Annotated in this window: 3 protein-coding genes; 1 reads left to right on the forward strand and 2 read right to left on the reverse strand. The window is 50.9% G+C overall.

Annotated elements, in window-relative coordinates; genetic code table 11:
* The coding region (locus AC5JJ6_RS08890; protein ID WP_496041691.1) for a hypothetical protein at positions 1-362 on the forward strand (362 nt) is incomplete at its 5' end.
* Here the strand turns inward: AC5JJ6_RS08890 and AC5JJ6_RS08895 are convergent.
* Both AC5JJ6_RS08895 and AC5JJ6_RS08900 read right to left on the reverse strand, forming a co-directional pair.
* Positions 345-539, reverse strand: coding sequence for a DUF2283 domain-containing protein (locus AC5JJ6_RS08895; RefSeq protein WP_496041689.1), 195 nt, complete (start codon positions 537-539; stop codon positions 345-347). The genes AC5JJ6_RS08890 and AC5JJ6_RS08895 overlap by 18 nt on opposite strands.
* Before the next feature lie 261 nt (positions 540-800).
* Positions 801-2,485, reverse strand: a 1,685-nt coding sequence (locus tag AC5JJ6_RS08900) for an RHS repeat domain-containing protein (protein ID WP_496041690.1), incomplete at its 5' end; no start/stop codon positions are given.

Genomic DNA, 2,485 nt, shown 5'->3' on the forward strand with positions numbered 1-2,485 from the left:
CGGAACTGCGCTTTGGCGACATCAGGGAGTGGAGCGACGCGGAGTTGGAGCGGCGTTTGTTTCCGCCGCCGGCGATGCAGTCGCGGCCTCTGCCGGATTGGGCGCTGGTGGAGCGGGAACTGGGCCGGCGGGGCGTGACGCTGTGGCCCCTGACCGACCTAATCCCTAGTACCCGCTCTTTGCCACCATACTGGTCCCTCAGAACGTTCCGCCGCAGCGTCTCCTCGCAGACCATTCAGATCTTATCCTTGCTCATTTCGTCATACCGCACGAACTTGAATTTATGTGGGTCCGGGCACAAGGCGTTGTCCGATAAGCCGCAGGAGGAAAATTCTGATGCCGCATCATGCAAGCAACTCTAAGCCGATCAGAACATTGTTTTCGTCAAAATCCAACACGACCTCCGGGCCGCTGTACGGACCAATCACCTCCTGCAGGCGGATAGATCTCGACAATTTACAAGTCCTAGTCCCAGGATGAGTAGGTAGACGTAAGTACGCCACGTCTTCATCGTCGGGTGACACTTCTAGGTTGAACATCCTTTCTCCACTAAAAAAGATGATTTTTACACATAGCTAAGATATTCTCGCATAATGCTCCATTTCTGTCGAGCTTCTTAAGCTTTCCCCCTGCTATTCCGCAGCTAGGCCACCTTTCTCTTTCTTTCTGCCGGGTACAAGCTTCTTTGTAAATGGTTATCATCAATACGCAATTTACTTTCGACATCATCAAGAGGCGGTTCAGCATAGTTATTCTATTTGCGTCAGAGGTTTACCCTTTCTATGTCATCTCACCCAGCATCATCCGGGTGGTAGAACGGGTGGTCTCCACTCCAAGACTGTCTTCAATTTCAAGACCCCATTACGAACCTGATAAACTACCGCGCCTCCTTGACCAAAACCAGGAACAATAATCCGATCAATGTGGGCTGTATCCTGGATAGCTGTGCTGGGGATAACTCCTCCATGTTGTATCTCCGCTCCCAACTTTTGCAACGCCTCACGAGCCTCCTTTTCTGTGCGAAATCCAGCACGTTCAACCGCGCGCTTTGCTGCATGACCCATATTGCTGTTTACTACCTTGTCTACAAACTGCTCGGCGCTTGCCGCTCCCGGGCCAAGGCGCAAACGCGCCCTCGGCGCAAACCGCCTGAAATTCGGAATGGGCAATATATTGCCAGCATTCTTCGCTACACCTCCCGCGATTGCGGCTCCGGCATTTCTTCCCGTATCTTGGAAATTTTCGAGCGCTTTGTCCGCGCTAACCTGTCTTTCTTCTAGGGTGAGATCCTGCAGCTTGTCCGCTTTTTCATAGGCTTCCCGAAATATTGCTCTATTCTCTTCTGTCGTTCTCGATAAATCAATCTTGCTGATGACCTGTTGGATAAACTCCACCCATCCCTGTCCTCGAGTTGAGCCAAGATCGCTCCCTTCTGGGGGATTTTTGCCTGGTTGAGGCGCGTCTGGCGGCGTAGGTAAGGCTACTCGCTTAGCGCCCTGATCATCAGCATCCCACCGTGAAACTTGTTCGGAGGAACTAGGAGCACCAATCGTCGGCGCACCAGTCGGTGTTTCTGAGGGGGCAACTACAACTACGGTCGGCCCATTGTAAGTGGCTTCAGAACCAGGACTTGAGGGAGGTCCCCAGGACCCCTGATCGACTTGCAAACCAGTTGGATCAGTGTATCTCAGCGGGTTATTCAGGGCATAGCTGTAACGATTGTAGGCTTGGCCGTTTGATGGATTACCCACCAGTGGATCGGGACTAAGAAAGCGTCCCAATTGCGGATCATACATGCGTCCTTTCATGTTGATGAAACCTGATTCATCGTGTTCATGCCCAGCAAATCCGCGTCGAACGTTCCCAAGCGGCAGCGTCGTGGGTGAGGCAAGATCACCTCCGTTGTGGCGAGCGCCGAAGGGAGAGAACTTCAAGCGATCCACCAAAGCACCCTGACTGTCGGTGACGGTCTCTATTGAACCAAGATGATCATCATGCAAGTACAGGATGCTATCTGGTTGAAAAGTACTCGACCGCTTCGACCAGTTAACCTGGCTAATCACACGTTCTGAACCATAGATATAAAATATGTATGACACGTTGTTTCCGCTGATTCTTTCTTCATACAAATCTTCGAAGTATACTGTACGATTATTGGGCAGATTTTTCTTAGAAGCTCGTGACTGAAATGCATCATACTTGAAGGCGTTACTTACACGTTGAAATAAAACATCTTTTGGTAAATCAAAGTTATTAGGTTCGATCTTCCGTGACGGTCCCGTAATCTGACGTCCAACCGCATCATAGTCATAATTGGAGACCACTGAACCAGATTTAACGCTGGTCACAGCATGAGGCCCTGCTCCGCGTTCGCCATAGAGGTAACTGGTACTGGCGGTAGCTGGTTCTGTGCGTAGTAGCAGATTGCCTAGATCATCGTATTCATAATGTGTGGAGGCGCTCCTACCATTCTGCTTGACCTCCC

It is taken from the genome of Skermanella sp. (assembly GCF_059503625.1).